Here is a 25,132-nt window from a genome sequence, read left to right on the forward strand (position 1 = left end):
CCATCATGGGCGGGATTGCCTTTGGACCAGAGCCTACGTTCGCCCTCATGAATGCCATGTTGTTCCGCCGTGTCGCGGCCCTCGCGCTGCTCGCGGCCCTTGCCGGATGCGCCACCCGTCCCGCCGCCCGGCCCGCCACGCCCCACCACGCCGTCCTGCTCGTTTCCATCGACGCCTTCCGCGCCAACTACATCGAGCGGGGCCTCACGCCGAACCTCGTGGCGCTGGCGCACGATGGCGCGACCGCCCCGTACATGCTGCCGTCGTTTCCCTCGCTGACGTTTCCCAACCACTACACGCTGGTGACGGGCCGCGTGCCCGACCGCAACGGCATCGTCAACAACACGATGCGCGATCCCGCCCTGGGCAGGTTCAGCCTGTCGAACCACGCGGCGACGCGCGACGGGCGCTGGTGGGCGCAGGCGGAGCCCATCTGGGTGACCGCCCAGAAGCAGGGCCTGCGGACGGCGACGATGTTCTGGCCCGGCACCGAGGCCGAGATCCACGGCATGCGGCCGGACCACTGGATCCCGTTCGACGATTCGCTCTCGTCGCGCCAGCGCGTCGACAGGCTCATGGCGTGGATCGACGAACCCGGGGCGAAGCCGTCGTTCGACACGCTGTACTTCGATGCCGTGGACCACGCGGGCCACGAGTTCGGCCCCGACTCCCCGCAGGTGGACGCCGCGCTCAGGGAGGTCGACGACGCCATCGGCTATCTCGTCGAGGCCCTGCGTCGGCGCGGCCTGTACGACAGCACCGACCTGGTGATCGTCTCCGACCACGGCATGGCCGACGTGCCGCGCGGCAACATCGTGTTCGCGGACGACGAGACCGAGCTCGCATCGCTCACGGCGGTGTCGTGGGGCGTCATGGCCACGTTCAATCCGAAGCCGGGCTTGGACGCCACGCGCGCGATCGCGCGCCTGCTCGGGCCGCATGCCCACATGCGCTGCTACCGCAAGGAAGACCTGCCGCCGCGCCTCGATTACGGCCACAACCCCCGCGTCCCCGCCTACCTCTGCCTCGCCGACACGGGCTGGGCGATCACCAGCCGGCAGACGCTTGCGGAACGCACCTCGCCGATGTCCCGCGGCGAACACGGCTACGACAACCTCGATCCGTCCATGCGCGCGCTTTTCATCGGCCATGGTCCCGGCTTCGCGCGCGGCGTGACGATCGCGCCGTTCCCCAACGTCGACATCTACCCGATGCTGGCGCACCTGCTGCGCATCGCCCCTCTGCCGAACGACGGGCACCTCGATGCCGTGAAGGGCGCCCTGGCACCGGAGCGGCCCGGCGCGTCGCCGGCCGGCCAATTCCCGTAGAATCGGGGCCATGCGCCAGATCTATACATCGCCACGCCAGGACAACATCGACCGTATCGTCGCTCTGCTCACCGAGCACGAGATCGAGACGTCGGTGACCAACCGATCGAGCTGGAATCGCCCTACCTACCAGCGCTTCAGCTATTCGCAGCGTAGCGACGATCGCAGCAGCTGGCCGCAGGTCTGGGTCAAGAGCGCCGACGATTTCCCGAAGGCGCGTTCGCTGCTCAAGGACATCGGCATCGAACCGGTGGTGCGCTACCAGGAAGAACTGCAGATGCACCGCCAGCCGGATCGCCGGCCGCCGGCGCAGCGCACGGCCTCGCGTATCCGCCTGATGGTGCTGGCGATCGTCGCCGGCGTCATGCTCGTGGTCGTCCTGAAGGCCACCCAGGTCCTCTGAGTGGACGGCGCGGGGGAAGGCACGCCTGCCCACGTCATGTTGCGCGAGGCGACGCGCGATGCGCACGAGGCCGCCGAGGCCTCGGCCGGCATGCGCCGGCTGCTCGCGGGAGATCTCGACGAAGCCGGCTACCGGGAGCTGCTGGCGGCGCAGCTGACGCTGTTCGGCGAGTGGGAGGCCGAACGGAGGGAGTGGCTTCGCCACGTCGCTTCCCGCTGGGACTACGCATCCCGCGCCAACGCGCTCGAAGGGGACCTTGCCGCCGAACCCGTCGCCGATACGATCGGCTCCCACCCCTCCGGTAGCGATGCGCCCGGCCGTGCGGGCGGCACGCTGGACAGCGCCGAGGCCTGGGGCGAGCTGTATGTGATCGAGGGGTCCGCGCTGGGGGGCCGGCTGATCGTGAAGATGCTCCGCGAGCGCTTCCCTCACCTGCGCCATCGCTTCTACGCCATCGGCGAGCGGACCGCCCCCTGGCGCCGGTTCCAGGCCGTCCTGGATGGTGAACTGATAAGCGAAGAAGCCCACCGGGCCGCCCTGAACGGCGCGCTGGCCATGTTCGCGCGCTTTCAACGAACGTTACAGGACCATGCCGCGCATGTCTGAACTCCCCGACCTCACCCTCTGCGACCGCGAGCCGATCCACATCCCCGGTTCGATCCAGCCCCATGGCGTGCTGCTGGTGGTCGATGCGTCGACGGGGACGATCCTCCAGGCCAGCGAGAACATCGCCGACATCCTGGGCGTCGACGTGGAAGCGGCCCTGGATGCGCCGCTGCACGAGGTGCTGACGCTGCCGCCCGACCTCTTCGAGGACGACGAGCGCCCCGCGCACAGCGCCTGGGTGCCCGCGGGCTTCCCGCAGACGAAGAAGACAGGCACCTGGCATGCGGCGGTGCATGCGTACGCGGACCGCTGGATGATCGAGATCGAGCCGCGCGAGGGTTACTTCGAGGACGACCCGATCCGCGTGGCCTACGACCTCGCGCACAAGCTGGAGAACGACGCGTCCGTCGAACGCGCCGCGGCGCGGGTCGCGCGGACGGTCCGCACCTTGCTCGGATACGACCGCGTCATGGTCTACCGCTTCGACCACGACTGGCACGGCGAAGTCGTCGCCGAGGCGCGCCGCGACGATCTCGAGGCGTACCTCGGCCTGCACTACCCCTCCACCGACATCCCGGCGCAGGCGCGCGCGCTCTACCTGCGCAACCGCGTCCGCCAGATCAGCGATTGCGGCTACGTGCCCGCGTACATCCTGCCCGCGTACGATCCGCAGACGGCGCAGCCCACCGACCTCAGCGACGTGTCGCTGCGCAGCGTCTCGCCCGTGCACCTTGAGTATCTCGGGAACATGGGCGTCACCGGCACGCTGGTGGCATCCATCGTCACGAACGGCCGGCTGTGGGGCCTGATCTCCTGCCACCACTATTCGCCGTTCTTCGCCGACCACCAGATGCGCGAGGTGGCCGACGCGATCGCGCGCTCGTTCGCGGCGCGTGTCTCGGCGATCGAGGAACTGGCGAAGATCGAAGTCGAGAGCACGCTGCTCACCGTGCGCGAAAAGCTCATCACGGCGTTCAACGAGAGCGAGCGGATCGATCCCGACCTGCTCGCGTCGCTCGCCCCGGAACTCCTCGAGGTCGTCGACGCCGACGGCGTGGCGATCTACGCGGGCGATCGCGTGATGCGCCACGGACAACTGCCCGACGAGGCGACCCTGCTCGAGATTCGCGACATCGTCGCCGCCCATGGCGCGGCCGGCTCCCCGGACGGCATCGCCGGCGTGCTGCATACGGACGCGATCGGCGCATGGCACCCGGCGCTGGCGGCGCACGGGGTCACCGAGCTCGCGGCGGGCGTCATCTTCATGCCCCTGCAGGCCGACTCGCACAACGCGGTGATGTGGACGCGCAGCGAGCAGGTGCGTCAGGTGCGCTGGGGCGGCAACCCGTCGCTGGCGAAGCTCGAAACGATCCCCGGCGCGCGCCTGTCGCCGCGGCAGAGCTTCGAGGCCTGGCAGGAAACCGTCCGCGGACGCTCGCGACCCTGGTCGCGGTTGCACCTGGAATCGGCGCGCAGCCTTCGCGTGCTCATCGAGATGATGGAGCGCAAGCATTACCAGCAGAACTTCGCGCTGATGCGCGCGTCGCTGGCCCGCCTGCCGGAGCCCATCGCCATCGCGGAAGCGACCGAGGCGCGATGGCAGGATTGCCCCATCGTCTTCGTCAACGACGCGTTCGTCCGCGCGACCGGCCGTGACGCGCGGTCCGTCGCGGGGCTGCCGATCTCGGCGTTGCTGCCGGCGGCGGCTTCGCTGCCCGCCACGCCGGGCGTCTCCCACCGGGTTCGCCTGCAGACGAACGATGGCAAGGGCGTGGACGGCAGACTCGAATTGGAGGCCGTGACCGACGCCGGCGGCGCGACGACGCACTGGATGGTCGTGCACCACGCGGGCGGCTGAGCGCGACGAAAACTCGCGGTGACGCGGCGCGCGCCATCGGGCTATAACATCGGACCATGACCGACCGCGTCCGCCTGTTCCAGACCCTGCCGCACACCTGCGGCTATTTCGCCGAGCGGACGGCGCAGAACCTCGTGGTGGATCCAGGCGCGCCGCATCTCGACCGCCTCTACGCGCCGGCGCTCGCCAAGGGCTTCCGACGCGCCGGCGGCCACCTGTACCTGCCCCAGTGCGCCGCCTGCCAGGCGTGCGTGCCCTGCCGCATCGACGCCGCGGCGTTCGCGCCGGACCGCTCCCAACGGCGCTGCCTCACGCGCAACGCGGATGTGACGGTCAGCGAAGAGTTGCCGGGATTCACCCACGAACGGCACGCGCTGTATCGCCGCTACCTGCAGGCGCGGCACAGCGGGGGCGGCATGGACGCCGCGGACGCGGACGACTTCCAGCGCTTCCTCGCCGCGCCATGGAGCCCGACGCTGTTCCTCGAATTCCGCAAGGCGGACCGACTGCTCGGCGTGGCGGTCACCGACGTCACGCTCGCCGGCCTGTCGGCGGTCTATACGTTCTTCGATCCGGACGAGGAGGCCCGCAGTCTCGGCACGTTCGGCATCCTCCAGCAGGTGGATCTCGCCCGACGCCGTGGCATTCCGTACGTGTACCTCGGCTTCTGGATCGCGGGGCACCCGAAGATGGACTACAAGCGGCGCTTCCGGCCGCTCGAAATTCGCAAGCACGACCGCTGGATCGCGATGCCCTGAGCATCGACGAACCTCGGCGGTGGGAGCGGACCTGGCCGCGACCCCGAGCTGTAGGAGCGGACCTGGCCGCGACGGCTTTTCGCGAAGAGCAACAGGCCCTGCTCCTCCTGGCGAAGAGCGGTCGCGGCCAGGTCCGCTCCTACAGCCCAAAGCCGCGGCCAGGTCCGCTCCAACAGCTATCTGCGCGCCCACGCCGCGATATGCGCGTGCAACGCCTCGACACCGTCGAACAGCGCCGCCGGACCGGGCTGGAGAATGATGGGCGACTTGATCTCGTGCAGCTCGCCGTCGCGCACGGCGGGCACGTCCGCCCAACCCTGGCGCGACGCCACCCGGTCGGGCCGGAAGCGCTTGCCGCACCACGAACCGAACACGATGTCCGGTGCGCGCCGCACCACCTCGAGCGGATCGGCGAGGATCCGCTGCTTCGCCAGTGGTTCTTCGAGGAGTTCGGGAAACACGTCGTCGCCGCCGGCGATGCGGACGAGCTCGCCGACCCAGCGGATGCCGGTGATCAACGGATCGTCCCATTCCTCGAAGTAGACGCGCGGGCGCTTCGGCAGCAAGGCGGCCTGCGCCGCGATGCGGTCGAGGTTGGCCCGTGCGCGATCGGCGAGCGCGGCGGCTTTCTCGCCCGCTCCCACCATCGCGCCGAGGCGCCGGATGTACGCGAGGATGCCGTCGACGCTGCGATGATTGCTGATCCAGACCTCGACGCCCGCGCGGATCAGTTCGCGCGCGATGTCCGCCTGGATGTCCGAAAAGCCGATCGCCAGATCGGGCTTCAGGTCGAGGATCTGGTCGATCTTCGCGCTCGTGAACGCGGAGACTTTCGGCTTCTCCTTGCGCGCCCGCGGTGGCCGCACGGTGAACCCGGAAATGCCGACGATGCGGTGTTCCTCGCCGATGGCGTACAGGACTTCGGTCGGTTCCTCGGTGAGGCAGACGATCCGCCGCGGATACGCGTCGCCCATCAGTGGCCCGACACGGTGACGGTGATCCTGCGCTGGTGCGCTTCATGGCGGTGTTCGTAGAGGAACACGCCCTGCCAGGTGCCGAGCAGCGGCTTGCCGCCATGCACGGGAATCGACAGCGACACGCCCGTGAGCACGGAGCGCACATGGGCCGGCATGTCGTCGGGGCCTTCGTCGCGATGCCGGAACAGCGGATCGCCGTCGGGCACCAGTCGCGCGAAGAAGCGTTCGAGGTCGGCCACGACGGTGGGATCGGCGTTCTCGCCGATCAGCAGCGACGCGCTCGTATGCTGCACGAAGACATGCACGATGCCGGTGCCGACGCCGCTCGCCGCGACCGCGTCCGCGATGCGGTCGCTGATCTCGCTGAGCGAGCGTCCGCGCGTGTGCACGGTGAACGTCGACTGCGCGATGTGCTGGACGGGTTGAGCGCGGCTCATCGGGGGCTCCGGTCAGGGGTACAGGAGGTGGCTCGTCCAGTGTGTACCCGCCTGGGCGTGCACGACGCGTTCGTGGAGGCGGAACGTCGCGCCGTACCAGAACTCCACGCGATCCGGTTCCACCAGAAAACCGCCCCAGTGCGGCGGGCGTGGCACGTCGCGACCGGCGAACTCGGCCTCGTACCGGGCGACGCGGTCGTCGAACGTCTGCCGGTCGGGCAGCTCCTGGCTCTGCAGCGAGGCCCAGGCACCGATCTGGCTGCCACGCGGACGGCTCGCGAAATAGGCGTCGGACTCCGCCTCGCTCGTCTTCGTGGCGCGGCCTTCGAAGCGCACCTGGATGCCTTCGCGGATCTGTTTCCAGTGGAAGCACAGCGCGACCTGCGCGTGCTCGGCGATCTCGCCCGCCTTGGCGCTTCCGTAATTGGTGAAGAAGCGCAGCCCGCGCTCGTCGATGGCCTTGAGCAGCACGATGCGCGAATGCACGCGACCGTCGTTGCTCGCGGTGGCGAGGTTCATCGCGGTGGGCTCGCGGTCGCCGCTGGCCTTCGCCTCGTCGAGCAGGCCGCGGAAGGTATCGAGGATCTCAGGGGTGAGCATGACGATGGACTATGCTGTCGGCCATGGAATCGTCCGATGCTAGCACGCTGGCCGCCACGGTCCTCGGGCGTTTCGCCGCGGACGTCGCGCAGGCGACGGCGCCCTTCGTGCTCGGGATTTCCGGGCTGCAGGGCAGCGGCAAGAGCCACCTCGGCGCCGGTCTCGTGGCGGCCGCGCGCGAGCGCGGCTGGGGCGCCGTCACGCTGTCCCTCGACGATGTCTACCTGACCCGCGCGGAGCGTGAATCGCTCGCGGCGACGGTGCACCCCCTCCTCCGCACACGCGGCGTGCCAGGCACGCACGACCTGGCGCTGCTGGCCTCCACGCTCGACGCGCTGGCGCAGGCATCCGCGGAAAATCCCGTGGCCATACCGCGTTTCGACAAGGGCCGCGACGACCGCCATGAAGCGGCCGTGTGGCCGGCGGTCGGCGAGGTGCCGAAGCTGGTCGTCCTCGAAGGTTGGTACCTGGGGGTGGAACCGGCGGGCGAGCAGGCGCTGGTCGAGCCGGTGAACGCGCTCGAACGCGAGGAGGATCCCGACGGAACGTGGCGGCGCTGGGTCGACGCGCGCCTCGCCGGGTACGCGCCGCTGTGGGAACGGATCGACGCGCTCGTCGTGCTGCAGGCGCCATCGTGGGACGTGGTCGCGTCGTGGCGGGACGAGGCCGAGCGGCCGCTGCGCGAGCGCGGCGATCCGCATGCGATGGATGCGGCCGCGCTGGCGAGGTTCCTGCAGCATTACGAGCGGATCAGCCGGCGGGCGCTGGCGACGCTGGCGTCGAAGGCCGATCTGGTCGTCCGGCTCGATGAGCGGCGGCGCGTCCTGTCGATCTGATCGGCGATCCCGCCGGCCGAAACACGGCTACCGAAGGGTGGGAGCCGATCGTATCGGCGATCGGAGCAACGCGGCGTAGCCGTCCCGCGCATCGGGCCACGCGCAGCGGAAGCCCGCGGCGCGCAGGCGCGCGTTCGACAGCCGCTTGTTGCCGATCCCCGCCGGGCCGGGCCCTTCGGGCGGGATCGGCGCGCCCAGCAGGCCGGCGATGTGGTCGTACAACACGTCGATCGGCAGCGGCGTGTCGTCGACGCCGAGATATATCGGCGCGGGTTGCGACACATCGAGCAGGAAGGCCAGGGCCGCCGCGGCATCGTCCACGTGGATGCGGTTGGCGTAGACGCCCTGCCCGCGCGGCACGGCGGCCTTGCCTTCGCGCAGCCGATCGAACAACTGTGTGCGGCCCGGGCCATAGAGCCCGGCCAGGCGCACCGCGATGCCGCCGACGGCCTGCGCGGCAAGCCACCGCTCGGCCTCGAGCAGCGCGCGTCCGTTGAAGCCCGGCGGGGCCGGTGCCGTGTCCTCGTCGACCCAGCCGCCCGCGTGCTCGCCGTACACGGCCGACGACGAGACGAAGAGCGTCCGCTTCGGAGGTTCGGGCAGCGCTTCGACCAGATGGCGCAGGCCGTCGACGTAGATCCCGCGGTACGCCGCCTCGTCGCGGGCGTCCGGCGCGGCGGCGAAGACCAGCGCGTCGACCCGCGGCAGATCCGTCAACGTCGCCGGCCGCGTGAGGTCGCCACGCAGCCAGTGGATGCCGCCGCCCGACGCGTCGCCGCGGCGCAGCGCGAACACGCGCCGACCCTGTGCGGCGAGACGCGCGGCCAGCCGGCCGCCGACATCGCCGGCCCCGGCCACGAGCACCGTTTCGTATCCCTGCTGATGGCTTGTTGCTAGCATCGGAGCGATGAATCCTTCGCCCAACCTGTTCCTGGTCGGCCCCACGGGCGCCGGCAAGACCACGATCGGACAGCGCCTCGCGGCGCATTACGGCCTGCCTTTCATCGACCTCGACGTCGAGATCGAGGCACGCTGTGGCATGACGATCGCCGACATCTTCGAACGCGAAGGCGAGGCGGGCTTCCGCGCGCGCGAATGCGCGCACCTGAGCGAGTTTAGTCTCCGCGACGGCATCGTGCTCGCCACGGGCGCTGGCGCCGTCCTCGATCCGTCGAACCGCGAGACACTCATGGCGCGCGGCACGGTGCTGATGCTCGGCGTCGACGTGGACGAGCAGCTCGACCGCCTGCGGCACGACACCGCCCGGCCGATGATCGCCGGCGACGATCGTCGCGGCCGGCTGGAAAGCCTCGCCGGGCATCGCAACCATCTGTACGAAGAGATCGCGGACCTGATCTTCCGCGGCCGCCACGAATCGGTGGACGAGGCCGCGCCGCGCGCCATCGCCCTGCTGGAACGCCACTGGAAACGCCATTGATGGAAACGCACCTGACGGAGACGGTCGAGGTCGACCTCGCCGGCCGCAGCTACCACGTCTGGATCGGCCCGGGCCTCATCGAGGACAGCGCGCGCTGGCGCGCGGCGATCCGCGGCAGGCATGTGCTGGTCGTGAGCAACACCACGGTCGCCCCGCTCTACCTCGACGCGCTCGCGAAGGGTCTCGACGGCCTGCGCTGGTCGTCGCTCCTCATCGAGGACGGCGAAACGCACAAGACGTTCGCCAACGTCGGGCGCGTGCTCGAAGCGCTCGGCGCCCTGGGCGCCACGCGCGACGCGTGCGTGATCGCGCTCGGCGGCGGCGTGGTCGGCGACCTCGCGGGCTTCGCGGCGGCGTGCTGGATGCGCGGCATCGACTTCATCCAGATGCCGACCACGCTGCTGTCGATGGTCGATTCCTCGGTCGGCGGCAAGACGGGCGTCAACCTTCCCGCCGGCAAGAACCTCGCCGGCGCTTTCCATCAGCCGCGTGCCGTCGTCGCCGACATCGACACGTTGCGAACGCTGCCGAAGCGCGAATACCGCGCGGGCATGGCGGAAATCGTCAAGGGCGCCGCGATCGGCGATCCGGCGTTCTTCGCCTGGCTCGAAGCGCACGCGGACGCGCTCGCGGCGCGCGAGCAGACGGTGCTGATCGAAGCGATCGCGCGCAAGTGCCGCTACAAGGCCGGCGTGGTGGCGCGCGACGAGACGGAGCAAGGCGAGCGCGCGCTACTGAACCTCGGTCACACCTTCGGGCATGCGCTGGAAACCGCCGGCAACTACAGCGAGATCCTGCACGGCGAAGGCGTCGCGATCGGCATGGTGCTGGCGGCGCGTCTGTCCGAGCGCCTGGGCATGTCGGATGCCACCGACACCGCGCGTCTGGTCGCATTGCTGACACGCCTCGGCCTGCCCACGGAACCGTCGCGCGTCCACGCGGCCAGCCGCATCGTCGAGCTGATGCGCCTGGACAAGAAGAACACCGCGGGCACGCTGCGGCTCATTCTCTGGCGCGGCATCGGGCGCGCCGAGATCGTCTCCGGCGTGGCCGAGGACGACGTGCTGGGCGTCCTTCCCTGAGCGGTGCGCCGGCCAGCGCCGTCGCTCGCTGACAAAACCCCCTACAATGGCCGGCCCTGCGTCTGCCCCGGATCGCTCGATGCGGATCTACCTGCAAACCATGCCCGAAGCGGGCGCCGAAGCGCCTCGCTACGTCCAGATCACGCTCGAACAGGATCTCCTGGGCGGCTGGACCCTGTACCGCGAGAGCGGCGTGCAAGGCGGCAAGGCGATGCTCAAGCGCGAGGTCTATGTCGACCGCGACGCCGCGATGGCCGCGTTCACCAAGGCGCGCGACGCGCAGATCAAGAAAGGTTTCAAAGTGATGTTCAGCCAGGGACAGGAGTCGGCGCATGGCCGCTGAGCTCCGCAACGACCGCTTCCTCCGTGCCCTGCGCCGCGAACCCACCGACACCACGCCCATCTGGGTGATGCGCCAGGCCGGCCGTTACCTGCCGGAATACCGCGCCACGCGCGCGAAGGCCGGCAGTTTCATGGGCCTGGCCACGAATCCGGAGTTCGCCTGCGAGGTCACGCTGCAGCCGCTCGACCGGTTCGAGCTCGATGCCGCGATCCTGTTCTCGGACATCCTCACCATTCCCGACGCGATGGGGCTTGGCCTGTCGTTCGAAGCCGGCGAAGGCCCGAAGTTCGCGCGCCCGCTACGCGACGCCGCCGCGATCCACGCGCTCGCCGTGCCCGACATGGACGGCGAGCTGCGTTACGTGATGGACGCCGTCCGCCTCATCCGCAAGGAACTGGATGGCCGCGTGCCGCTGATCGGATTTTCCGGCAGTCCGTGGACGCTCGCCTGTTACATGGTGGAAGGCGAAGGCTCGCGCGATTTCGCGCGGGTGAAGGCGCTGGCATGGAACGAGCCCGCGCTCGCGCATCGCCTGCTCGACACCGTCGCCCGCTCGGTCGCGGCCTATCTCGTCGCGCAGGCGCGTGCGGGCGCGCAGGCGCTGATGGTGTTCGACACGTGGGGCGGGCTGCTCGGCCCGGGCCCGTTCCGTGAGTTTTCGCTGCGCTACATGGCGCAGGTGGTCGACGCGTTGAAGGCCGACCCGGCCAGCCGCGATCTTCCGGTCATCCTGTTTTCGAAGGGTGCGGGTGGCCAGCTGGAAGCCATGGCCGACACCGGCTGCACCGCGTTGGGCGTCGACTGGACGCTGGACATCGGCGAAGCGCGCAGCCGCGTCGGCGAGCGCGTGGCGCTGCAGGGCAACCTCGATCCAAGCGTGCTGCGCGCGTCGGCGTCGGTGGTGGAGCGCGAGGCGCGCGCCGTCCTGGACGCGTTCGGCAACCACCCGGGGCATGTGTTCAACCTCGGGCATGGCATCACGCCGGAAGTCGACCCGGAGAACGTGAGGGTACTGGTCGATACCGTGCATGCGCACGGGCGGGCGATTCGGGCCGGGTAACGCGACGGCGTCATCTGCCCTGTGCCCGCTGGCGCGGGATCGCCGATGCGATCGGCTCCCACCCCTTCGGTAGCGCCGCCGCGATCGGCCCCGTTCCCTACCGAAGGGTGGGAGCCGATCGCATCGGCGATTCACGCGATCAGAAGCGGTTGGGACCTGCGATGTGGCACTTCGCCAGTTCACCGCGCGCGGCGGTCGCGCCCGCGTTGTCGTCGGCCTGCAGGCGCATCTCGACGATGGTCTGCCAGTTGCGCGCGCACAGGCTGCCCGACTTCGGGCCCATCTCGAACGACTGCTTCGCGAGCTTCTCGGCCGCCGGATAATCCTGGCGGCGGATCGCGTTTTCCGCGCGGTCCTGGATGAGTTCCGGCGCCTCGGGCGCCAGCTTCAGCGCCTGCTGCAGCTTCGCATCCGCCTCGTCGTACTTGCCGGCGCGGTCGTCGGCCTGCGCCGCCTGGGCCAGGCCCTGGACGCCCGGATCGCGCAGCGGCGCGACCTCGATGGCCGACTTTTCGCGCTCACCCGCCGCGCGTACCTGCGCGACGATGTCGTAGGTGGGCTTGGTGGGGCGCGTCGCCTGCGGCGGGGCGGGCTGGCTGCAGGCGGCGACGAGCGTGACGGTGGCGATGGCGCAGAAACGAAGGCGATGCATGGGTCAATCCACAGGATTACTGGGTGCGGCCGGCGCGGAGGGCTCGGCTTCGCCGCCGAACATACCCTTGAATCGCTGCCAGAAACAGCCCTCCTCCGCTTCGGGCACGTAACCCGCCACGAACGGGAACGGACGGGCGCCCTCGCACGAGGGATCCGTGCGCTTGCCGCTCTGCGGGTTCACATAAGCCATTTCGAGGCCCTCGCCCGGCGTCGCCGCCAGCGGGCGTGTCGGCAGCTTGCGGAAGAGCTCCTGCCATACGCGCATGCTGCCCGTGGCGCCGTAAAGGCCGGTCGGCTTGTTGTCGTCGCGGCCCATCCAGACGATCGCCAGGCGATCGGAGGTGAAACCGGCGAACCAGCTGTCGCGCTGGCTGTCGCTGGTGCCGGTCTTGCCCGCCGCGTGCAGCCACGAGAGCCCCGAGTTGCCGATGGCGGCGGCGGTGCCGCTGTTGACGACCTGCTGCATCGCCCACGTCGTGAGGCGCGCGGCGGTCTGGTATTCGCCCTCGCCGCCCTTCACCTCGTAGCGCTTGATCGCCTGGCCCTTGTTGTCCATGACGCCGCGCACGGCGACCAGCGGCAACGCGTGGCCGTCGGCGGCGATGTACTCGTAGAGCTGGGCGACCTGCAGCGGCGAGAGGTCGACGGCGCCCAGCAGCAGCGACGGGCTGGGATTCACACCCTCGAGACCGAACGATTCGAGGAAGCCCTTGATGCGCGGGACGCCGACCTGCAGGCCGAGGTTCACCGTGGCGAGGTTCCACGAATGGACCAGTGCGTCGAGCATCGGCACCTGCCCATGGATCTCGCGGTCGTCGTTCTGCGGCGTCCACGGCTTGCCGTCGGGCTGGCGCATGTTGATCGGCGAATCGTCGACGATGGAGGCGAGCGACCACTTCGCCGGCTGCGCGAGCGCGACGAGGTACACCAGCGGCTTGACCAGCGAACCGATCGGGCGGCGCGCGTCGAGCGCGCGGTTGAAGCCCTGATCGCCCGGGTCGCGCGATCCGACGACCGCAAGCACGCTGCCGTTGGTCGTGTCGGTGACCACCGCGGCGGCCTGCGCGGCGGCACCGCGCTTGCCCAGGCCCTTCATCGTCGTGACGATCGCCTGCTCGGTGTAGAGCTGCGCCGCGGGGTCCAGCGTGGTGAAGATCGACAGGCTGCCGTCGCGCAGCGCGGCCTCGTCGAAGTCGGCCGTGATCTGCGAGCGGACCAGCTGCATGAACGCCGGGAAACGGTTGTGCGGCAGCTGCGCGTTCGCGGCGATGCCGAGCGGCGAGGCCTGCGCCGCCTTCGTCTGCGCGTCGTCCAGCAGGCCCGTGTCGTGGAACTGCTGGAGCACGAGGTTGCGGCGGGCCAGCGCGCGATCGGGGTAACGGCGCGGATCGTAGTAGCTCGGCCCCTTCACCAGCCCGACCAGCAGGGCGATCTCCTGCGGACGGAGGTCTTCGAGGCGACGACCGAAGAAGAACTCGCCGCCGGCGGCGAAGCCGTGCACCGCCTGGTTGCCCTGCTGTCCGAGGAAGACCTCGTTGACGTACGCCTCGAGGATGCGACCCTTGGAGTAATGCACCTCCATGAGGATCGACAGGATCGCCTCGTTCACCTTGCGCAGCATGTTCTGGCTGCGGTCGAGGAAGAGGTTGCGTACCAGCTGCTGCGTGAGCGTGGAACCACCCTGCACCGTGTGTCCGGCGCGGATGTTGGCGAACGACGCGCGCAGGATCGCCGAGAAATCGAGGCCGATGTGGCTCTTGAAGTCTCGATCCTCCACCGCCTGCAGGCCCTGCACGAGGAGCGGCGGAACGTTCTCGAGGCGAACGATGCGGCGTTCTTCCTGCTGCGCGCCGTACAGCGTGGCGATGCGTGCCGGATCGAGGTGGATCGACTTGATCGGCTTGTTGTTGGTGTCGTCGACGACGGAGGCCACCTGACCATCCGACAGCGCGACGCGGATGCGGTGCGGCAGTTCGCCGCCGTCGGGGCCGGCGTAGCCGTGCGACGCGATCACGAAGCGCGAGCCGTTCTTCGAATAGCTGCCCTGCACCTTGCCGCCGCCTTCGGTGGTGTAGCCGGCGAAGGTCAGTTCCAGTTCGAGCGCCGCGGGCGTCATGGGCAGCCCCTGGGCCAGCGGCAGCGGCCGGGCGTAGACGCGTGTCGGCACCGCGAACACGAGATCGTTGAAGCGGTCCTGCAGGCGGGCGTTGAGGATCAGCGTGTACGGCAGCAGGAAGCCGAACACCAGACCCATGACTAGCCAGAAGGGAATGCGCAGCCAGGGCCAGCTGGTGCGCAGGAGGGAGCCGAGACGGTTGAAGAAAGCCAACGCGGAGGAGTCCTGGGGAAGGAGGTGTGTCCGGATGATAGGGGCACACGACCGGCGCCCATCTGAACGGATGCTGGCGACGGTGTGGCGGGCGCGGTCAGCGTCGCGGCCGCCACATGTCCGGCGAGGGCCGGAATGCCCGGGGATGGATGCCGAGCACCCGCTCCAGCTCGCGATTGTCGGCGATCAGGTCGCTATCGAGCCGGTTCACCGGGCCACGGATGGCGGGGGACATCAGGGCGGCCAGATCGAGCACCAGCCGCGGGATCGGGGCGGGAAAGGTCGCACCGCCCGCGCTGCGACGGGCCCGGCGGAACATCTCGGCCGCGAGGAGGCGCTCGCCACCCCCGATGGGAAAGGTCTGCCCGCGGGCGAACGGCGAGGCGATGGCGGCCACCACGGCGGCGGCGATGTCGTCGGCGTGCACCGGCTGGCGCTGCCCCCTTCCGGCCGGCAGCGGGAAGATCCGCCGGCGGAGCGAGGCCTGGACGATCGGCGTGAGGCTCTTGTCCACGCCCGCGCCGTAGATCAGCGTGGGACGGAACAGCGTCCAGGGCATGCCGCGGGACGCGCAGGTGGCGGTGATGGTGGTCTCGGCGTCGCGAAGGCGGCGCGACACCTCGCGTTCCTCCGGCACGAGGGACTCGCGCTTAGTCTCGGCGCTCATCGACGAGGTCGCCAGGATGTGCGGCGTGCCCGGCAACCGGTTCGCCACCAGCCATGCGGCGAACTCATGGATCGGTCCGAGGCTGACGATGGCACGCAGCGGCGGCAGCTCGGGCATCGCGTCGGGAAGGCTGCCCACGCGCCAACGCGCGTCGGGCCCCTCGCGACGGCTGACCGCGATCCAGTCGAAGCCGGCGGCGTCGAGCCGGGGAAGGAGGAAGTGGCCGATCTGACCCGACGCGCCAAGCACCAGTACCGTCATGCCACCCCTCACCGGCCCGTCGCGATGCGCTCGTACGCGCTCTGCAGGCGGGGATCGTCCGGCGCGTAGCGGCGGGCGCGGTCGAGCGCCTGGAACGCACCCTGGCGGTCGCCCTGCCCGGCGCGCTGCAGCGCGTTGTCGATCCACGCGCTACCGAGCCGGTGACGCAGTTCGCCCTGCGACGTGTCGCCCGGCGCGAGATCGGCGAGCGTCGCGTAGAGATTCTCCGCGCGCTGAACGTTGCCGTTGGCCACCGCCTGCTGCATCTGCTTCTCGACCTGCGTGGGCAGGCCCTGCAGGCCCGCGCGCGCCGCGGGGTCGTTACCGTCGATGGCAAGCGCGTTGCGGTAGAGGTCGTACGCGCTGTCGCCCGGCGGATCCATGATGTCGCCGCGCGAGGCGGCGGACTGCGCCCGACGAACGAGCTCGGCCACCTTGGCCTTCTGTTCGGGACTGACCGCGAGCGAAGCCTGCGCGAGGTCGCCGCCGTCGTCCGCCGCGCGAACGGCGCCGCTCGACTGCCGGGTCTTCACGTCGCCGCCAGCGATGCGCGCGCGAGCGGCGGCGAGTTCGGCCGATTTCGGCGCGAGCTTTTCGGCCTGGTCGAGCAGCCGCGTGGCCTGGTCGTCGTCCTCGCTGTCGAGCGCGGCGTTGGCCTGCACGATCAGGGCCTGCGCGACCTGGCCCAGACCCGCCTTCGCCTCGGCGTTGTCGGGATCGGCCGCGAGCGCGGCGCGGAACCGTGCGAGCGCGTTGTCGTCGCCGTTGCCCGTGAAGCGGCCGGCGCGCATCGCGTCGTTGCCCTGCTGCACGAGCGCCTTGACCGCCTGGTCGTCCTGCTTCTTCGTTTCGGCGAGCGCGGCCCGCAGCGACGGCAGGTCGCCGTAACCCGGCACGAGGATGGCGATGCGATCGACGAGGGCATTCGCCTTCGTCCTGTCGTTGTCGGCGATCGCCTGTCGCGCCTGCGCCGCGAGACCGTCGCCGACCTTGTCGAGGCCCCGCGCGGCCACCGCGTTCGATTTGTCGGCGTCGAGCACGCGGCGGTAGAGCGCGCCCGCCCCGTCGTCGCCATCGAGCCGGCCCGCGGCGAACGCCTTCTGCGCCTGGTCGATCAGCGACTCCGTGCGATCCTGCGGATTGCGCGCCTGCGAGAGCCGCTGTGCCAGCTGTTCGACATCGCTGCCGCCGCCGAGCAGTTCGCGCGCCACGTTCAGTGCCGCCTCGGCTTCGTCGAGGCGCCCCGCCTGGAGCGCCGCATCCGCCCGCGCGATCTCGGCCTGGCCGACGCGACGCAGTCCATCCCGCGCCTGGTCGCTATCGGGCTGCTGATCGCGCGCTTTCTCGAAGAGCTCGCGCGCGCTGTCGCCGTTCGTGCCGTCGAGGTGCCCCGTCTCCAGCGCGTGGTTCGCCTGCGCCAGCGTGTCGTTGAGCTCGGTGGCCGGCACCATGCCGCGGAGGCGATCCTGCTGCAGCCACAACGCCGTGACCGCGCCGATCAGCACGAGCACGAGAACGGGAATGAGCCAGCCACGCCGGCGCGGGCCGCGGGTGCCACGCGACGACGGAGGCGTGCCGCCACCACTGCGCGGGCGAGGCGAGTCGACGACGATGCTCGGCAGCCCGTCGTCGGGCGGCGACGCGGGCCGGTCGAGGTCGTCGAGCCGGCCGAGGGTCGGTTCGGTGCGCGCGCGCGCGTCGCGATCGTGGTGGTCTCTGCGTCCGCTCATGGCCATCGGTCGTCCATAGGAGCATGGCAGCTTAACATCCGGCCGTGAACGGCCGTTGAGGACTCAGGGCGGCGGTAGACGCGTCAGAGCTCCACCCGGATGCGACTGGCGGCACGTTTCGCCTTCTCGAGGGCTTCCTCGACGGTGCCGGCCCGGGCGAGCGTCACGGCCATGCGGCGACGGCCGCGGACCTCGGGCTTGCCGAAGATCCGCAACATCGTGCCCGTCTCCGCCAGCGCGTCGGCGATGCCGTGATAGGTGGGCGCGAGGCCTTCGCCCTCCACCAGGACGGCACACGACGCGGCGGGCGAGAACGCATGGATTTCCGGCACGGGCAGGCCGAGGATGGCACGCGCATGGAGCGCGAACTCGGAAAGATCCTGCGAAATGAGCGTCACCAGGCCGGTGTCGTGAGGACGGGGACTGACCTCCGAGAAGATCACCTCGTCGCCGCGCACGAAGAACTCGACGCCGAACACGCCCCAGCCGCCGAGCGCCGCGGTGATCGCATCGGCCTGGCGCTCCGCGTCGGCGCGCGCCGCGTCGCTCATCGGCTGTGGCTGCCACGATTCGCGATAGTCGCCGTCCTCCTGGCGATGTCCGATCGGCGCGCAGAACGATACGCCGTCACGGTGGCGCACGGTCAGCAGCGTGATCTCGTAGTCGAAGTCGATGAACCCCTCGACGATCACCCTGCCCTTCCCCGCGCGGCCGCCGGATTGCGCGTAGTCCCACGCGGCAGCGGCATCGCCCGGCGTGCGCACGACGCTCTGGCCCTTGCCGGACGAACTCATCACCGGCTTCACGACGCACGGCGTGCCGAGCTCCGCGACCGCGGCGAGGAAGGCTTCGCGCGTATCGCAGAAGCGGAACGGCGAGGTGGGCAGGTGCAGTTCGTCGGCGGCGAGGCGGCGGATGCCCTCGCGATCCATCGTGAGCCACGCGGCGCGCGCGGTGGGGATCACCTTGAGGCCTTCCTTCTCCATCTCGATCAGGGTCGGCGTGTGGATCGCTTCGATCTCCGGCACGACGAGGTGGGGCTTCTCCTCCTCGATCAGCGCGCGCAGCGCGGCGCCGTCCAGCATGTCGATCACGTGACTGCGATGAGCCACCTGCATCGCGGGTGCGTTCGCGTAGCGATCGACGGCGACGACCTCGACCGCGAACCGCTGCAGTTCGATGGCGACCTCCTTGCCGAGCTCGCCCGATCCAAGGAGGAGCACCCTGATCGCGGTGTGGGAGTGCGGCGTGCCGAAGGTCTTCATGGAGCGGTCCTCGATATGGATGGCGGCATTGTACCGGCCCGACCGAGTGCAATGCGGGTTGACGCCCGCGACCGCATGCGCTGTGATGCGTGGATGCCCGGTCATCAAGGACGAGTGCGCGCGCGACCCCGTTTCGCCGTCATCGCGGCGTTTCTCGCGGTGTCGACGGCGCATGCCGCCGACATCGGGACATGGATGGCCGTGACGATCGACGGCCGCAAGGTGGGGCATGCCGAGATCCACCGCATCGTCGACGGCGATCGCGTCGTCACCACCCAGGTTCTCGACTACCGCCTCATGCGCTGGAAGACGGGACTGCCACTCCGCACGGAAGGACGGTTCGAAGAATCCCGCACCGGCGCACCGCTGGCGTTCACCGCGAGTGCGACGTCCGCGGGACAGACGACGACGGTCGAGGGCTTCGCGCGGACGGACGGCACGTTCCAGGTGTCGCGCGACGTCGACGGGCAGGCCTCGGTGGGCCTGCTCACGTGGCCGACCGCCGCGCTGCTGAGCGAAGGCCAGCGTCTCGATATCGTGCGCCATGGCTTCGCCGGCGGCACGACGTACACGATGCGAACCTTCGATGCGCTGAAGCAGGAGGTGGCCGACATCGCGCTCACCGTGGTCGGCGACGAGGTCGTCGAGCTGCCATCGGGCAACGAAACCCTCCACCACCTGCGCCAGACGTTCGCGGCGCGGCCACAGGGCGCCGCGATCGACATCTGGGTCGACGACCGGGGAGACACGCGTCGCAGCGTGCGCCCGGTGCTCGGCAAGCGCATGGAACTCCTGGCCTGCGACGAGGCCTGCGCCCATGCGCCGGACCAGGATGTCGACATCCTGCGCGCCGCGATGGTCGGATCGCCGCGGACGATCCCGCGGGACATGTCGGACGCCGCCCTGCGTTACACGATCGAAGTACCGCGCGATCGACGCAATCCGTTCGTGGAGACGGGCGAACAGGAGGTCGTGGCGCACGACTACGGTTACCAGCTGACGATCGGACCGCCGCAGGTACGGAAGGACGGCGACGGTCCCACGCCCGGCGATGCCGCGCCGAACCCGTGGGTGCAGTCGACCGCGCCCGAGATCGTCGAGGCGGCGCGCGAAGTGGTGGGACGTTCCAGCAACGACCGCGACCGCATGGCGCGACTGCGCCGCTTCGTCTCGGGCTACATCGCCATCAACGACCTCGGCGTAGGCTATGCGTCGGCCCTCGAGACGTTCCAGACGCGCCGTGGCGACTGCACCGAGCACGCGGTGCTGCTCGCCGCGATGGGTCGGGCGATCGGTATTTCCACGCGCATCGTGTCGGGCCTCGTGTACATGCCGCGCTACGCCGGCGCGTCGCGCGTGTTCGTTCCGCATACGTGGGTGCAGGCGTGGATCAAGGATCGCTGGGTGAGCTTCGATTCCGCGATCGGCCGTTTCGACGCCACGCACATCGCGCTCGCCGTCGGCGACGGCGATCCGTGGCGATTCTTCTCGTCGCTCGGCGCGCTCGGCTCCATCACGATCCGCAGGGTGGACCTGCCCTTCCGCCAGATGCCAACGCGTCCCGACCCCTTCCAGGGCATGAACCGGCCCGAACCCTACCATCCGCCGACCAACGTGCCCGCCAGCGGCGGAAAACCCTGATCGCACGGCACCCGAACCGATGAACCACCCGACAGAAAGAACACGCGCCATGAGACGACGGATCGCCACCCTGCTTTGCCTGCTGTCGATCGGCGCGACGCACGCGACCGCGACGACGACCTGGATGGCCGTCACGCTCGACGGCCGCAAGGTCGGCAACATGCAGCTCGAACGCGACGCCGGCGACGGCGACGTGCGTACCTCGCAGACGATCGAACTTCGTGTCGCCCGAGGCTCCGCACCCCTGACGATCCGCAGTGCGACGACCACCACGGAGTCGTCCGACGGGGAACCGCTCGCGTTCGTTTCGCGCAATGGCTCGTCGAGCCAGGAAACGCATATCGAGGGGCACCGTCGCGACGACGGCCGATTCCAGGTCACGACCCGCGTGGGCGGACAGACATCGGTCGGCCTGCTGAGCTGGCCGGAGGGTGCGCGACTGGGCGAAGGCCAGCGCCTCGCGATCGTGCGGGAAGGCTTCGCGGCGGGACATCGTTACACGATGCGTAACTTCGATCCGACCAAGCAGCAGGTCGCGACGCTCGACGTCGAGGTCGTCGGCGACGAGATCGTCGAGCTGCCGGGCGGCGACGAGCGCCTGCACCACCTGCGCCAGAGCCTCGCCGGATCGGGCGAAGCCCAGCGCCTCGACCTGTGGGTGGACGACGGCGGCAACATGCGCAAGGGGCTCTCGCCATCGATCGGCCATCGCATGGAGTTGATGGCGTGCGACGAAGCCTGCGCCAACGCGCCCGACCAGGACGTCGACGTGCTTCGCTCGGCGATGGTGATGGCGCCGCGCTTCATCACGCCCGCGCTGCGCGAGCAGGCGGCGCGCTACACGATGATCGTGTCGGGCGACCTTGCCAGCCCGTTCGCGGTCACCGACGAGCAGCAGGTCGTGTCGCGCGGCGACGGCGTGTACGAGGTGACGATCGGCGCGCCGCGCGCGCACGAGAAGGAGAGCGGCCCGACGAAGGAAGACCTCGCCGCGAATCCATGGGTGCAGTCGAACCATCCCGACGTCGTCGCGCTGGCCGGCGAAGCGGCCGGCGGCGCGGATACGGACATGCGACGCATGCTCCGCCTGCGCAGCTTCGTGTCCGGCTATATCCAGCCTACCGCGCTCGACGTGGGCTACGCGTCCGCGCTCGAAACGCTGCGCACCCGACAGGGCGACTGCACGGAGCACGCGGTGCTGCTCGCTGCGCTTGGCCGCTCGCTCGGCATCCCCACGCGCATCGTCACCGGGCTGGTCTATACCGACCGTTTCGCGAAGGCCTCGCATGTCTACGTGCCGCACACCTGGGTGCAGTCGTGGATCGACGGGCGCTGGGTGAGCTTCGATTCCGCGAACGTGCGTTTCGACACGACGCACATCGCCCTCGGCGTCGGCAATGGCGACCCCTGGCGGTTCTTTTCGGCCATGGCGTCGCTGGGCCGGATCAGGATCGATCGCGTGTCGCCCGTCGAAGGCGTGATCTACAAGGCGCCTGCGCCCGTGCAGCGGGTCCTGCCCCGGGAGCCGAACACCAGGGAGCCACCTCCGTCGAACGGGAAGCACTGAGCCGCACCACGCCGAATGGGGCACTTGACTCGCGCCGCCAACGTGCTGTGATGAGGGCGTCCCCAACAATCCGGACGTACGCTCATGAGACGCTGCCTGGCCGTCCTCGCCGTACTGTGCGCGCTTCCCACGGCCGTTCCGGCCGAGGAACGCTGGATGACCGTCCTGCTCGACGGTCGCAAGGTGGGCAGCCTGCGTATCGACCGCGAGGTCGAGGCCGACCGGGTGGTCACCCGTCAGGTCCTCGATTTCCGGATGACCCGGGCGAAGACGCCGATGGCGCTTCGCACGGAGCTGCGTTCGACGGAATCGGCGTCGGGCGCCCCTCTCGCCTTCTATGCCAGCACCCGGATGTCTAGCCAGGAGAACCTCGCGACCGGCCAGGTGCGCGACGACGGGCTGTTCCAGATCTCCAATACCGTCGGCGGCCAGTCGAAGATCGACCTCCTCATCTGGCCTGCGGGCGCCACGCTCGCGGAAGGCCAGCGCCTGACCGTCGTCCGCGAGGGATTCCGACCGGGCACCACCTACCGCGTGCGGAACTTCGACTCCACGAAGCAACAGGTCGCGAACGTCGACGTGACGGTCATCGGCCGGGAAGTGGTGACGATGCCCGACGAGACCCGGGAAACGCTGCACCATCTGCGCCAGTCCATCGCCGGATCGGCCACCGACCACAGCGTGGACATCTGGGTCGACGACAACGGATACATCCGCCGCAGCGTCGCGCCGCTGCTCGGGTTCCGGCTGGAAATGGCCGCCTGCGACGCCGCGTGCGCGCAGGCACCCGACCAGGACATCGACCTGCTCCGCGCCGCGATGATCGTCTCGCCGCGACCCATGGTCGCCGCGCTGCGTGTCGCGCCGGTGCGTTACACGATCAGCGTGCGCGGCAAGCACGCCAATCCCTTCATCCAGACCGACGAGCAGAAGGTGTACTCGCTGGGCGACGGGGTCTACCTCGTCGACGTGGGCTTCGGCTCGCGGCACAGCGACGAGCCCGGCCCCCTGCCCGAGGACACCGCGCCGAATCCCTGGGTGCAGTCCGATGCGGAACCGGTGATCGCGCTGGCGAAACGGGCCGCGGGCGACGCGAGGAGCGACCTGCAACGCATGCGTCGCATGCGCACCTTCCTCTCCGAATACATCACCGCGAAGGGGCTGGACGTCGGATACGCATCGGCGCTCGAAACCGCGACGACGCGGCGCGGCGACTGCACCGAACACGCGGTGCTCCTGACGGCCATGGCACGCGCGCTCGGCATCCCGGCACGCGTCGTCACCGGCATCGTCTACGCGGAACGCATGGGCGGCGCGAACCGCGTCTTCATTCCGCACGCGTGGGCGCAGGCGTGGATCGACAACCGCTGGATCAGCTTCGACTCCGCGCAGCGCCGCTTCGATTCCACCCATATCGCCATGGGCACCGGAAGCGGCGAGCCCTGGCGATTCTTCGCCGCGATGAGCACCCTCGGCAGCATCCGCATCGAACGCGCGTTGCCGGGTTCGAACCTCATGGACATCCCGGTGCCGGCCAGCGGGACGCAGGGCGGGGGCGGCCAGGCGCCGTGACGGCACTTGAACCTGATATCAAGTTGATATCAACTAGTCCCACATCTTCCAGGGGGAACCGCCGTCATGAATGAACGCTCCGCCGCATCCCTTCCGGGGATTCCGACGATCCTCGTCTTCCTCGTCGCGATCGTGCTCGTCGCCGGCTGGGTCTTCGGACAGGTCGCGCATGCCGGCAATCCGGCGGCGACCGGCGCCTTCGTGCTCATTCCGCTGTTCGCGTTCCTGGCCAAGGGTTTCTTCCAGGTGCAGCCGAACCAGGGCCAGGTGATGCAGCTGTTCGGCAAGTACGCCGGCACGGAGCGTCGCGAGGGCCTGCGCTGGACCAACCCGTTCTACTCGCGCCGCCCGGTGAGCCTGCGCGTGCGCAACTTCGAGAGCGGTCGCCTGAAGGTGAACGACAACGACGGCAATCCGATCGAGATAGCGGCGATCGTGGTCTGGCAGGTCGTCGACACGGCCGAGGCCGTGTTCTGCGTCGATGACTACGAGAACTTCGTGCAGATCCAGAGCGAGTCGGCGCTGCGCCAGATGGCGCAGAGCTACGCGTACGACGCGCACGACGACGCCAAGGCGTCGCTGCGTAGCCACGGCGAGGAAGTGAACAACCACCTGCGCCAGGAAATCGAGGCGCGCCTCAACAAGGCGGGCGTGCAGGTCATCGAATCGCGCATCAGCCACCTCGCCTACGCGCAGGAGATCGCCCAGGCGATGCTGCAGCGCCAGCAGGCCGGCGCGATCGTGGCGGCGCGCGAGCGCATCGTGGAAGGCGCCGTCGGCATGGTCGCCCTCGCGCTCGACCAGCTGCGCGCGCAGGGCGTGGTCGAACTCGACGAGGAACGCAAGGCGGCGATGGTCTCGAACCTGCTCGTCGTCCTGTGTGGCGACCGGGCCACGCAACCGGTCGTCAACGCCGGTTCGCTCTATAACTGATCCGATCGTGGCGGCCGAGAAGAAAGCCTATCCGCTACGCGTGAGCGCGACCGTCCTCGAGGCCATGCAGGCGTGGTCCGAGGACGAGTTGCGCTCGCTCAACGCGCAGATCGAATACGTGCTGCGCGACGCGCTGCGCCGCGCGGGACGCCTGAAGCCGCGGGCCATCGAACCGATCGACGATCCGGAAGGCTGATAGCGACCGATCCGCAGGGGCGCGCGCCGTGGCGACATCGTTTCGTCGTAGGAGCGCGCCCTGCGCGCGACATCGTTTCGCGAAGCGCTCAGGTCCGGAACGCACGGCCCCAAAACATGTCGCGCGCAAGGCGCTCCTACGTGGCTCGCGCGCGCAGGGCGATGGCCAACCCGATCCACCCCACGATGAACGCCACGCCGCCGAACGGCGTGATCGCGCCCACGATCCGCGGTGCCCCGAGGGCGAGCGCATAAAGGCTGCCCGAGAAGAGGACGATACCCGCGACGAACGCCCATACCGCCACGCGACGCGCCCGACCGGCGGCCGGCACCGCGACCGCCACGGCCAGCGCCAGCGCGTGCCAGAAGTGGTACTCGACGCCCGTGTGCCACGTGCCGAGCGCGGCATCGCCGAGCACGCCGCGCAGCGCGTGGGCACCGAAGGCACCGACCGCCACGGCGGACGCGCCAGCCGCGCCGACGAGCACGGCCTCTGTCAGGGGGACATGTTGTCGCATCGAAGGCATTCCTCATCCGGGGGCGCCTGCCCGCGCGGGCGGGTGGCGTATCCTGCGCAGGATATCTCGCGGAG

Annotated in this window: 25 protein-coding genes; 15 read left to right on the plus strand and 10 right to left on the minus strand. The window is 69.8% G+C overall.

Translation table 11 applies throughout. The features are described 5' to 3' along the window. Positions 1-47: 47 nt before the first annotated feature. Genes BMY69_RS11735 through BMY69_RS11755 form a run of 5 tightly spaced genes read left to right on the plus strand, consistent with a single transcriptional unit; the run spans position 48 to position 4,953 of the window. Positions 48-1,328: an alkaline phosphatase family protein gene (locus tag BMY69_RS11735; RefSeq protein WP_090178230.1), complete on the plus strand. Its 1,281-nt coding sequence runs from the start codon at positions 48-50 to the stop codon at positions 1,326-1,328. Positions 1,329-1,338: 10 nt separating this feature from the next. Beyond that, the gene (locus BMY69_RS11740; RefSeq protein ID WP_090054751.1) at positions 1,339-1,731 is read left to right on the plus strand and encodes a hypothetical protein; all 393 of its coding nucleotides are present in this window, start codon (positions 1,339-1,341) and stop codon (positions 1,729-1,731) included. A gap of 36 nt (positions 1,732-1,767) precedes the next feature. Then, complete coding sequence (locus BMY69_RS11745) at positions 1,768-2,337, plus strand: biliverdin-producing heme oxygenase (protein ID WP_090178232.1); 570 nt, start codon at positions 1,768-1,770, stop codon at positions 2,335-2,337. Beyond that, positions 2,330-4,195 (plus strand): GAF domain-containing protein, encoded by a 1,866-nt coding sequence (locus BMY69_RS11750; RefSeq protein ID WP_090178481.1) that lies wholly within the window; start codon positions 2,330-2,332, stop codon positions 4,193-4,195. The genes BMY69_RS11745 and BMY69_RS11750 overlap by 8 nt, the downstream gene beginning before the upstream one ends. Positions 4,196-4,251: 56 nt before the next feature. Continuing rightward, a complete protein-coding gene (locus tag BMY69_RS11755) occupies positions 4,252-4,953 on the plus strand; it encodes an arginyltransferase (protein WP_090178235.1) in 702 nt (233 codons plus the stop codon). Between the two features lie 176 nt (positions 4,954-5,129). On the opposite strand, the gene BMY69_RS11760 is transcribed toward BMY69_RS11755, so the two are convergent. Genes BMY69_RS11760 through pdxH form a run of 3 tightly spaced genes read right to left on the minus strand, consistent with a single transcriptional unit; the run spans position 5,130 to position 6,967 of the window. Further along, a complete protein-coding gene (locus BMY69_RS11760; RefSeq protein ID WP_090178238.1) occupies positions 5,130-5,927 on the minus strand; it encodes an ABC transporter substrate-binding protein in 798 nt (265 codons plus the stop codon). Beyond that, the gene (locus tag BMY69_RS11765) at positions 5,927-6,367 is read right to left on the minus strand and encodes a secondary thiamine-phosphate synthase enzyme YjbQ (protein ID WP_090178240.1); all 441 of its coding nucleotides are present in this window, start codon (positions 6,365-6,367) and stop codon (positions 5,927-5,929) included. Before BMY69_RS11765 ends, BMY69_RS11760 begins: the two co-directional genes overlap by 1 nt. Positions 6,368-6,379: 12 nt before the next feature. Then, positions 6,380-6,967 carry a pyridoxamine 5'-phosphate oxidase gene (gene pdxH / locus BMY69_RS11770; protein ID WP_090178243.1) on the minus strand — a complete coding sequence of 196 codons (588 nt, stop codon included), beginning with the start codon at positions 6,965-6,967 and terminating at the stop codon, positions 6,380-6,382. Positions 6,968-6,990: 23 nt separating this feature from the next. Between pdxH and BMY69_RS11775 the strand changes: the two genes are divergently transcribed. Further along, on the plus strand, positions 6,991-7,803 hold the full coding sequence (locus BMY69_RS11775) for a kinase (protein ID WP_090178484.1): 813 nt from the start codon (positions 6,991-6,993) through the stop codon (positions 7,801-7,803). Positions 7,804-7,830: 27 nt separating this feature from the next. On the opposite strand, the gene BMY69_RS11780 is transcribed toward BMY69_RS11775, so the two are convergent. Further along, positions 7,831-8,703, minus strand: a complete 873-nt coding sequence (locus BMY69_RS11780) for an NAD-dependent epimerase/dehydratase family protein (RefSeq protein WP_090178246.1) — start codon at positions 8,701-8,703, stop codon at positions 7,831-7,833. A gap of 7 nt (positions 8,704-8,710) precedes the next feature. Here BMY69_RS11780 and BMY69_RS11785 point away from each other — a divergent pair, with 7 nt between their 5' ends. From BMY69_RS11785 to hemE, 4 genes are all read left to right on the plus strand, one after another. Then, a complete protein-coding gene (locus BMY69_RS11785) occupies positions 8,711-9,241 on the plus strand; it encodes a shikimate kinase (RefSeq protein WP_090178249.1) in 531 nt (176 codons plus the stop codon). Continuing rightward, positions 9,241-10,323 carry a 3-dehydroquinate synthase gene (gene aroB, locus BMY69_RS11790; RefSeq protein WP_090178252.1) on the plus strand — a complete coding sequence of 361 codons (1,083 nt, stop codon included), beginning with the start codon at positions 9,241-9,243 and terminating at the stop codon, positions 10,321-10,323. The genes BMY69_RS11785 and aroB overlap by 1 nt, the downstream gene beginning before the upstream one ends. Before the next feature lie 79 nt (positions 10,324-10,402). Then, a complete protein-coding gene (locus BMY69_RS11795) occupies positions 10,403-10,666 on the plus strand; it encodes a WGR domain-containing protein (protein WP_090178253.1) in 264 nt (87 codons plus the stop codon). Continuing rightward, positions 10,656-11,726: a uroporphyrinogen decarboxylase gene (gene hemE / locus BMY69_RS11800; RefSeq protein WP_090178256.1), complete on the plus strand. Its 1,071-nt coding sequence runs from the start codon at positions 10,656-10,658 to the stop codon at positions 11,724-11,726. The genes BMY69_RS11795 and hemE overlap by 11 nt, the downstream gene beginning before the upstream one ends. 139 nt (positions 11,727-11,865) lie before the next feature. On the opposite strand, the gene BMY69_RS11805 is transcribed toward hemE, so the two are convergent. From BMY69_RS11805 to purT, 5 genes are all read right to left on the minus strand, one after another. Then, positions 11,866-12,378: a tetratricopeptide repeat protein gene (locus tag BMY69_RS11805; protein WP_090054766.1), complete on the minus strand. Its 513-nt coding sequence runs from the start codon at positions 12,376-12,378 to the stop codon at positions 11,866-11,868. 3 nt (positions 12,379-12,381) lie between these two features. Further along, positions 12,382-14,634 carry a penicillin-binding protein 1B gene (mrcB, locus tag BMY69_RS11810; protein ID WP_090055871.1) on the minus strand — a complete coding sequence of 751 codons (2,253 nt, stop codon included), beginning with the start codon at positions 14,632-14,634 and terminating at the stop codon, positions 12,382-12,384. Between the two features lie 172 nt (positions 14,635-14,806). Further along, the gene (locus tag BMY69_RS11815) at positions 14,807-15,637 is read right to left on the minus strand and encodes an SDR family oxidoreductase (RefSeq protein WP_090178260.1); all 831 of its coding nucleotides are present in this window, start codon (positions 15,635-15,637) and stop codon (positions 14,807-14,809) included. Between the two features lie 8 nt (positions 15,638-15,645). After that, a complete protein-coding gene (locus tag BMY69_RS11820) occupies positions 15,646-17,367 on the minus strand; it encodes a hypothetical protein (protein WP_090178487.1) in 1,722 nt (573 codons plus the stop codon). 83 nt (positions 17,368-17,450) lie between these two features. Then, positions 17,451-18,632 (minus strand): formate-dependent phosphoribosylglycinamide formyltransferase, encoded by a 1,182-nt coding sequence (gene purT / locus BMY69_RS11825; protein WP_090178263.1) that lies wholly within the window; start codon positions 18,630-18,632, stop codon positions 17,451-17,453. 114 nt (positions 18,633-18,746) lie between these two features. Here purT and BMY69_RS11830 point away from each other — a divergent pair, with 114 nt between their 5' ends. The 5 genes from BMY69_RS11830 to BMY69_RS11850 all read left to right on the plus strand — a co-directional run bounded on the left by BMY69_RS11830 (position 18,747) and on the right by BMY69_RS11850 (position 24,541). Continuing rightward, positions 18,747-20,273, plus strand: coding sequence for a transglutaminase-like domain-containing protein (locus tag BMY69_RS11830; RefSeq protein ID WP_177191151.1), 1,527 nt, complete (start codon positions 18,747-18,749; stop codon positions 20,271-20,273). A gap of 49 nt (positions 20,274-20,322) precedes the next feature. After that, complete coding sequence (locus tag BMY69_RS11835) at positions 20,323-21,840, plus strand: transglutaminase domain-containing protein (RefSeq protein WP_175472818.1); 1,518 nt, start codon at positions 20,323-20,325, stop codon at positions 21,838-21,840. 84 nt (positions 21,841-21,924) lie between these two features. Next, on the plus strand, positions 21,925-23,412 hold the full coding sequence (locus BMY69_RS11840; RefSeq protein WP_090178268.1) for a transglutaminase-like domain-containing protein: 1,488 nt from the start codon (positions 21,925-21,927) through the stop codon (positions 23,410-23,412). 66 nt (positions 23,413-23,478) lie between these two features. Next, entirely contained in the window at positions 23,479-24,345 is an 867-nt protein-coding gene (locus tag BMY69_RS11845; RefSeq protein ID WP_090054775.1) for an SPFH domain-containing protein, read from the plus strand. 7 nt (positions 24,346-24,352) lie between these two features. Further along, the gene (locus BMY69_RS11850; protein WP_090054777.1) at positions 24,353-24,541 is read left to right on the plus strand and encodes a type II toxin-antitoxin system antitoxin; all 189 of its coding nucleotides are present in this window, start codon (positions 24,353-24,355) and stop codon (positions 24,539-24,541) included. A 136-nt stretch (positions 24,542-24,677) separates the two neighbouring features. Here BMY69_RS11850 and BMY69_RS11855 read toward each other — a convergent pair whose 3' ends face one another. Then, positions 24,678-25,058 (minus strand): DUF423 domain-containing protein, encoded by a 381-nt coding sequence (locus tag BMY69_RS11855; RefSeq protein ID WP_090178270.1) that lies wholly within the window; start codon positions 25,056-25,058, stop codon positions 24,678-24,680. Between the last annotated feature and the right edge of the window lie 74 nt (positions 25,059-25,132).

The organism is Luteibacter sp. UNC138MFCol5.1, assembly GCF_900110505.1.
Classification (GTDB): domain Bacteria; phylum Pseudomonadota; class Gammaproteobacteria; order Xanthomonadales; family Rhodanobacteraceae; genus Luteibacter.

Coding starts and splice junctions, on each gene's coding strand:
- BMY69_RS11780 (WP_090178246.1), bottom strand. CDS start 8,703: ATGCTAGCAACAAGCCATCAGCAGGGATACGAAACGGTGCTCGTGGCC.
- purT (WP_090178263.1), bottom strand. CDS start 18,632: ATGAAGACCTTCGGCACGCCGCACTCCCACACCGCGATCAGGGTGCTC.
- BMY69_RS11750 (WP_090178481.1), top strand. CDS start 2,330: ATGTCTGAACTCCCCGACCTCACCCTCTGCGACCGCGAGCCGATCCAC.
- BMY69_RS11840 (WP_090178268.1), top strand. CDS start 21,925: ATGAGACGCTGCCTGGCCGTCCTCGCCGTACTGTGCGCGCTTCCCACG.
- BMY69_RS11760 (WP_090178238.1), bottom strand. CDS start 5,927: ATGGGCGACGCGTATCCGCGGCGGATCGTCTGCCTCACCGAGGAACCG.
- BMY69_RS11745 (WP_090178232.1), top strand. CDS start 1,768: ATGTTGCGCGAGGCGACGCGCGATGCGCACGAGGCCGCCGAGGCCTCG.
- BMY69_RS11755 (WP_090178235.1), top strand. CDS start 4,252: ATGACCGACCGCGTCCGCCTGTTCCAGACCCTGCCGCACACCTGCGGC.
- BMY69_RS11805 (WP_090054766.1), bottom strand. CDS start 12,378: ATGCATCGCCTTCGTTTCTGCGCCATCGCCACCGTCACGCTCGTCGCC.
- BMY69_RS11740 (WP_090054751.1), top strand. CDS start 1,339: ATGCGCCAGATCTATACATCGCCACGCCAGGACAACATCGACCGTATC.
- mrcB (WP_090055871.1), bottom strand. CDS start 14,634: ATGGGTCTGGTGTTCGGCTTCCTGCTGCCGTACACGCTGATCCTCAAC.
- BMY69_RS11820 (WP_090178487.1), bottom strand. CDS start 17,367: ATGAGCGGACGCAGAGACCACCACGATCGCGACGCGCGCGCGCGCACC.
- BMY69_RS11845 (WP_090054775.1), top strand. CDS start 23,479: ATGAATGAACGCTCCGCCGCATCCCTTCCGGGGATTCCGACGATCCTC.
- BMY69_RS11785 (WP_090178249.1), top strand. CDS start 8,711: ATGAATCCTTCGCCCAACCTGTTCCTGGTCGGCCCCACGGGCGCCGGC.
- BMY69_RS11775 (WP_090178484.1), top strand. CDS start 6,991: ATGGAATCGTCCGATGCTAGCACGCTGGCCGCCACGGTCCTCGGGCGT.
- BMY69_RS11765 (WP_090178240.1), bottom strand. CDS start 6,367: ATGAGCCGCGCTCAACCCGTCCAGCACATCGCGCAGTCGACGTTCACC.
- BMY69_RS11855 (WP_090178270.1), bottom strand. CDS start 25,058: ATGCGACAACATGTCCCCCTGACAGAGGCCGTGCTCGTCGGCGCGGCT.
- pdxH (WP_090178243.1), bottom strand. CDS start 6,967: ATGCTCACCCCTGAGATCCTCGATACCTTCCGCGGCCTGCTCGACGAG.
- BMY69_RS11815 (WP_090178260.1), bottom strand. CDS start 15,637: ATGACGGTACTGGTGCTTGGCGCGTCGGGTCAGATCGGCCACTTCCTC.
- hemE (WP_090178256.1), top strand. CDS start 10,656: ATGGCCGCTGAGCTCCGCAACGACCGCTTCCTCCGTGCCCTGCGCCGC.
- BMY69_RS11835 (WP_175472818.1), top strand. CDS start 20,323: ATGAGACGACGGATCGCCACCCTGCTTTGCCTGCTGTCGATCGGCGCG.
- BMY69_RS11735 (WP_090178230.1), top strand. CDS start 48: ATGAATGCCATGTTGTTCCGCCGTGTCGCGGCCCTCGCGCTGCTCGCG.
- BMY69_RS11795 (WP_090178253.1), top strand. CDS start 10,403: ATGCGGATCTACCTGCAAACCATGCCCGAAGCGGGCGCCGAAGCGCCT.
- aroB (WP_090178252.1), top strand. CDS start 9,241: ATGGAAACGCACCTGACGGAGACGGTCGAGGTCGACCTCGCCGGCCGC.